The following is a 5748-nucleotide window of genomic DNA, read 5'->3' as shown; positions in this document are numbered from 1 at the left end:
CGGTCCGCCCGGCTTGCCCGGCACGCCCGGCACGCCCGGCGGAGTCAACGGGGTCGGCGACACAGTCGGCCGGCCGGGGACGCCGGGCGGACCCACCGGGCTGGCCAGTCCGCCACCGGGGCTGGGCTCGACCGTCGGCACCGCGGTGGGCGCGGACGGGATGGGTGCCGACGGGCTGGGTACGGCCGCCGGGCCGGCCGGGCTGGGCACGGCCGGGGGCGGTTCGTCCGAGCCGGTCGCGGCCACTGCGAGCGGAGTGGCGATCAGGATCGCCGCCAGGGTGCTCACCGCCCCTACCGTCACCGTGGCGCGGCGTCGGTTGCGCACCCGCCGTTCCGCTCGGCTCAACTGGTCATGCACGATCGGTGCCTCCTCGGCCAGGTCGGTGAGGGTGGAGCGGATGAGGTGCTCGAAGGGGTCCGTCATCGCCGTACCTCCAGCATGTCGACGTCCGGCAGCAGTTCCCGCAGTCGCTGCACCGCTCGATGGGTACGGCTGCGCACGGTGCCCACCGAGCAGCCGAGCAACTCGGCCACCCGGGCTTCGGGCAGGTCCTCGTAGTAGCGCAGGACCACCACCGCCCGCTGCGTCGGTGGCAGGTGACGCAGCGCGGCACGCATCGCCAACCGCACGTCGGAGCCGCCGCTGGGGTCACCGCCGACCGGTTCGTCCGCCGGGTTGAGCGGGGTCTCCCGCCGCCGTCGAAACCGCCGCCACCAGCTGATCTGCTCGCGGTACATCACCACCCGCAGATAGCCCTCCGGATCGGCGTGTCGAATGCTGTCCCACTTGGGGATGGCCCGCGCCAACGCCGACTGGAACAGGTCCTCGGCGGCGTTGCGGTCCCCCGTCAACAGGTACGCGACCCGCATCAGCGCCGGAGTCCGGCTGCCGACGAACTCGGCCAGCCGCGCGCGCTCGTCCTCGTCCACCCACCACCCCCGTTTCGTTGTCACAGATACAGACGTCCCAGGTCATCGTCGCTATCCACGATCGGTGGGGTTTTTCGGCCCGAAAGTGTCGGTCGTGCCGGGTAGCGTCCGGCCACCAACTGAAGAAGGGGTGCGGCGAATGACGAGCGTGGCGGGTTGGACGACGGCGTCGACACCGGGTGCGTTCCCCCCGCTGCCCCGCGCGGTGGCGCAGTCCTTCTACCGCCGGATGCGGGCCGTCGCGCCGGCCGCCGTCGGCGCCATCGAACGGGACCGGACGGGGGATCCCGAGCAGCGCTTCCCCGACACCGCCTGCGGCCGGTTGGTGGGCTCGCTGGACGACGCCGGCCTGCGGGCGCTCGGGATGTGGACGCACCACTGGTGCATGCGTTTCTACGACGACGACACGACTGTTGGTCGGCGGTTGATCCGTGAGCTCGCCGCGCGGCCGGGGCTGGGCTGGACGGCCGACGAGGTGCGGTGGATGCTGCGCGAGTCGGGTTCGGCCGGACCGGCCGCCGCCGACCGGTTCACCCTGCCCCGGGCCGCCGCCGGGCAACTGCCGCCGGCCGACCGTCCCACCCTGGGGCTGTGGCCGGATGTCGAGGTGCCCCGGCAACGGCGTCCCGACCAGTCTGGTTGATCATGGAGGTTGGCGGGGGTTGCGACTGTCGGACACCCCGCCACCACCATGATCGCCACGGGTGGAGGTCGGGCCCCGCGCCGGAACGCAACGGGCGGGAGGCCGGCTGCGGCAGGATGGACGCCGCATCGCCCGCAACGGAAGGACGCCCCGATGCCCGCCAGCGAACCGACCATCATCGCCACCAGCATGGGCTTCCTCCGGGGCGACCGTGGGCCCTACGACCTGCGTCCCGGCCCGGTCTTCGAGCTGGCGGCCGAGCTGGCTGAGGCCGGTTCGCGGCCGCGAATCTGCTACCTCGGGCAGGCCGTCGGCGACCAGCCCACCTCGCTGACCGGCGTCTACGGCGCGTTCGCCGGCACCCGGTTCGAGCCGTCCCACCTCGCGCTGTTCCCGATGCCGAACGTCGAGGACGTCCGCGCCCACCTGCTCGCCCAGGACGTGATCTGGGTCGGTGGCGGCAGCGTCGCCAACCTGCTCGCCGTGTGGCGGGTGCACGGGCTCGACGAGATCCTGCACGAGTGCTGGCAGGCCGGCGTGGTGCTGGCCGGTGTCTCCGCCGGCTCGATCTGCTGGCACGTCGGCGGTGCCACCGACAGTTTCGGGCCGCGGCTGCGGGGCTTCACCGACGGCCTGGCCTGGCTGCCGTACGGCAACGGGGTGCACTACGACAGTGAGGGCCAGCGCCGCCCGCTCATGCACGAGCTGGTCGGCGACGGCACGCTCCCCACGAGTCACTGCACCGACGACGGCGTCGGCCTGATCTACCGGGGCACCCGGCTGGTCGAGGCAATCGCGGACCGCGAGGGCGTCTCGGCGTACGAGGTCAGCCGGGGCGTGGACGGCAGCGTCCGGGAGGCGGTCATCGCCCCTCGCCTGCTCGGCTGAGCGTCACGCCTCGCTGAGCGTTACGCCTGCTCGGTCGGTCAGGGCGTCACGCCTGCTCGGCCGGGGGTGACGCCTCTTCGGCGGGCTGTCGGCGGCGGAGCACCGCGTCGAAGACCTGGGCCAGCTCGGCGGCGTCCTCACCGGCGTGGTGCGTGTGCGGCACGTCGTGCAGGCCCAGCTCGTGCTTGATCGTGCCTTTGCGGGTCCGGACCCATTCGCTGCCGGTCAACCCCATCCAGTAGCTGCGCAGATCGACGCCGGAGCCGGTCGCGCCGAACGGGCTGTGCCCGACGAAGCGGACGAAGTACCAGTGCACGAACATGCCGTCCCAGACGGCCGGGGCGGCCAGGAAGACCGGACGGCCGACCCGCCGCAGCCCGTTGACCCAGGCCGCGGCGGCGGACATCGCCTCCTGCGCGGTGGGCGCCTCCCGCAGCAGACGGTCCCGGTCCAGGCCGGAGACGGCCAGCGCCGCCGGGACGAACTCGTCGGAGATGGGACGCAGCTCGGTGTAGAAGGTCAGGTCCGGGCGGCCGGCCACGGCCATGCCCAACGAGATCATGCTGTACGGCCCGGGGATCGGCCCGTCGGCCTCCACATCGACGGCGATGTACAGCTCGGGCAACGTCGAGGTCATCTCACCTCCAACAGGGGAAGATCGAACCGGCAGGGTAGCAACGCGACAGGGGCCCGGCAGGCCCGACGATCGACCACCTGCCGACCGCCGAATCGGAGCCGCCTGGACCGGCCCGGCCGGGACCGGCGTAAGCTGGCCCGTCGTGAGTCTCACCATCGGCATCGTCGGCCTGCCCAACGTCGGCAAGAGCACGCTTTTCAACGCGTTGACCAAGAACGACGTGCTGGCGGCGAACTACCCGTTCGCCACCATCGAGCCCAACGTCGGCGTGGTCGGGCTCCCCGACGAGCGGCTGGGCAAGCTGGCCGAGATCTTCTCCTCGCAGAAGGTGCTGCCGGCGCCGGTGTCGTTCGTCGACATCGCCGGCCTGGTCCGTGGCGCGTCGAAGGGGCAGGGCCGGGGCAACGCCTTCCTGGCCAACATCCGGGACGCCTCGGCGATCTGCCAGGTCGTCCGGGCCTTCTCCGACCCGAACGTGGTGCACGTCGACGGCAAGGTCTCCCCGGCCGACGACATCGAGACGATCAACACCGAGCTGATCCTCGCCGACCTGCAGACCCTGGACAAGGCGCTGCCCCGGTTGGAGAAGGAAGCCAAGCTCCGCAAGGACCGGGCCGCCGCCGTCGCCGCCGCGAAGGCCGCGATCGAGGTGCTCGACGGTGGCACCACCCTGTACTCCGGGGCCGCCGCCGCCAAGATCGAGCTGGAGCACCTGCGCGAGCTGCACCTGCTCACCACCAAGCCCTTCCTGTACGTCTTCAACGTCGACGAGGCCGAGTTGGCCAACGAGACGTTCCTCGACGAGCTGCGCGCCCTCGTCGCCCCCGCCGAGGCCATCTTCATGGACGCCAAGATCGAGTCCGAGCTGGTGGACCTGCCCGAGGAGGAGGCCCGCGAACTGCTGGAGTCGATCGGGCAGAACGAGCCCGGCCTCAACCAGCTGGTCCGGGTGGGCTTCCGCACCCTCGGCCTCCAGACGTACCTCACGGCCGGCCCGAAGGAAGCGCGCGCCTGGACCGTCCCGATCGGCGCCACCGCGCCGGAGGCCGCGGGCGTCATCCACAGCGACTTCCAGCGCGGCTTCATCAAGGCCGAGGTGGTCTCGTACCAGGACCTGGTCGAGCACGGTTCGATGGCGGCGGCCAAGGCGGCGGGCAAGGTCCGCATCGAGGGCAAGGAGTACGTCATGCAGGATGGCGACGTGGTGGAGTTCCGCTTCAACGTCTGACATGCATGATCGACTCGGCTTCATTGACGTCGCGGTGTCCCCCCGACCTCGATAGCACGGTATTCAGGAAGGCGAGTGGATCATGACCAACCTGACCGGGATGCCGAGCACGTAGACGGGCTGGGCGGACGCCCCACCGGCTCCGCAGGGTCTGCACGCCGGCCACGGGGCAGTCGATGCCCACGAGCGGCGGTAGGTTGACCACATGGCTGAACAGCTGCTGCGATCGTCGTTCGGCGCGGCCGCTGCCGCGTACGCCGAGCACCGCCCGGACTACGCGCAGGCCGCGGTGCGGTGGGCGCTGGAGCCCGCGCCCGGCCTACGTGTGCTCGACCTGGGCGCCGGCACCGGCAAGCTGTCCGCGACGCTGGTCGCGGTGGGCGCGGACGTCGTGGCGGTCGAGCCCGACCCGGCGATGCTTGCCGAGCTACGCCGTGCGCTGCCGGCCGTCCGTGCCCTGCCGGGTAGCGCGGAGGCGATCCCGTTGCCGGACGCGTCCGTCGACGCCGTGCTGGCCGGCAACGCCCTGCACTGGTTCGACATGACCGTCGCCGGGGCGGAAATCGCCAGAGTCCTCGCACCGGGCGGTGTCCTGGCCGGTCTGTGGAACATCATGGACGACCGGATCGACTGGGTTGCCGGGCTCGAACGCGTCAGCGGGAGTGCCGCCATCGGCCCGCGTGACACGTTGAGTAGTTGGCGCGCGGCGACGGCGGACATGGTCGTTGCGCGCACCGGCCTGATCGCCCGGTTCGGGTCGGCGGAGCAGGTCGAGTTCCCGCACGGTCAGCGGCGTACCGCCGACTCGCTCGTCGCGACGCTCGCGACGCGGGCCGGGATGCTGGTGATGCCGGACGCGGAACGAGCGGCCACACTCGACCGGGTCCGCGCCTTCCTCGGGAGTCGACCGGAGACCGCCAACGGTGAGTTCACAGTGCCCATGCTGACCGGCGTGCTGCGCGCCCGGCGACGCTGACAGCCGGCGAACCGGCGAGCAGACATCGAGACGGGGCGTTGAAAGCTGTGCTGGCAGGCGCCGACGTGGCGCTGGTGGGCCTGTTCTCGGCGAAGGACAAGGAGTTCGAAAGCAAGCTCAACCTGCTGGCCGGCTTGGTGGAAGCCCGTGGTGGCCGGGTCGTGAGCCGGTACGTGCAGCGGCGGGGTGTCTCATCCGGCGGCGCGGACAAGATGGGCGACCCGTTCTCGCGGCGGACGTTGCTCAGCCCTGGTAGGGCCCGCGACGTAGCCGATGCGTGCCAGCAGCACGGGGTTGGCGTTGCGGTCTTCGTGAACCCGTTGACCGACCACCAGCGGGCCGTCCTCACGGACATGTTCGGCTGCCTCGTCCTGAGCGGCGAGGACCTCTGACAGGTCAGGGACTGACGGCCTACTCGTCAGGAACGCGTCCTACTGCTCGGCC

Annotated in this window: 8 protein-coding genes; 5 read left to right on the top strand and 3 right to left on the bottom strand. The window is 71.6% G+C overall.

From position 1 onward, the window contains the following. Both KBX53_RS20020 and KBX53_RS20015 read right to left on the bottom strand, forming a co-directional pair. Positions 1–426: hypothetical protein (locus tag KBX53_RS20020; RefSeq protein WP_210860970.1), on the bottom strand; the 426-nt coding region annotated here is incomplete at its 3' end. Then, entirely contained in the window at positions 423–932 is a 510-nt protein-coding gene (locus KBX53_RS20015; protein ID WP_030337483.1) for a SigE family RNA polymerase sigma factor, read from the bottom strand. The genes KBX53_RS20015 and KBX53_RS20020, both read right to left, overlap by 4 nt. Before the next feature lie 139 nt (positions 933–1071). Between KBX53_RS20015 and KBX53_RS20010 the strand changes: the two genes are divergently transcribed. After that, complete coding sequence (locus KBX53_RS20010; protein ID WP_210860968.1) at positions 1072–1575, top strand: hypothetical protein; 504 nt, start codon at positions 1072–1074, stop codon at positions 1573–1575. Positions 1576–1728: 153 nt separating this feature from the next. After that, positions 1729–2463 (top strand): peptidase E, encoded by a 735-nt coding sequence (locus KBX53_RS20005; RefSeq protein WP_210860966.1) that lies wholly within the window; start codon positions 1729–1731, stop codon positions 2461–2463. A 46-nt stretch (positions 2464–2509) separates the two neighbouring features. Here KBX53_RS20005 and KBX53_RS20000 read toward each other — a convergent pair whose 3' ends face one another. After that, a complete protein-coding gene (locus tag KBX53_RS20000) occupies positions 2510–3100 on the bottom strand; it encodes an exonuclease (RefSeq protein ID WP_210860964.1) in 591 nt (196 codons plus the stop codon). A 142-nt stretch (positions 3101–3242) separates the two neighbouring features. Here KBX53_RS20000 and ychF point away from each other — a divergent pair, with 142 nt between their 5' ends. The 3 genes from ychF (at position 3243) to KBX53_RS19985 (ending at position 5696) form a co-directional block, all read left to right on the top strand. Then, positions 3243–4328, top strand: a complete 1086-nt coding sequence (gene ychF, locus KBX53_RS19995; RefSeq protein WP_030337488.1) for a redox-regulated ATPase YchF — start codon at positions 3243–3245, stop codon at positions 4326–4328. Between the two features lie 205 nt (positions 4329–4533). Beyond that, the gene (locus KBX53_RS19990) at positions 4534–5304 is read left to right on the top strand and encodes a class I SAM-dependent methyltransferase (RefSeq protein WP_210860962.1); all 771 of its coding nucleotides are present in this window, start codon (positions 4534–4536) and stop codon (positions 5302–5304) included. 47 nt (positions 5305–5351) lie between these two features. After that, positions 5352–5696 (top strand): hypothetical protein, encoded by a 345-nt coding sequence (locus KBX53_RS19985; RefSeq protein ID WP_210860960.1) that lies wholly within the window; start codon positions 5352–5354, stop codon positions 5694–5696. The last annotated feature ends 52 nt before the right edge of the window (positions 5697–5748 follow it).

Source organism: Micromonospora sp. M51 (assembly GCF_018070305.1).
Classification (GTDB): domain Bacteria; phylum Actinomycetota; class Actinomycetes; order Mycobacteriales; family Micromonosporaceae; genus Micromonospora; species Micromonospora parva.
Note: the sequence above shows the minus strand (reverse complement) of the source record. Positions and strands in the feature narration are given on the sequence as shown.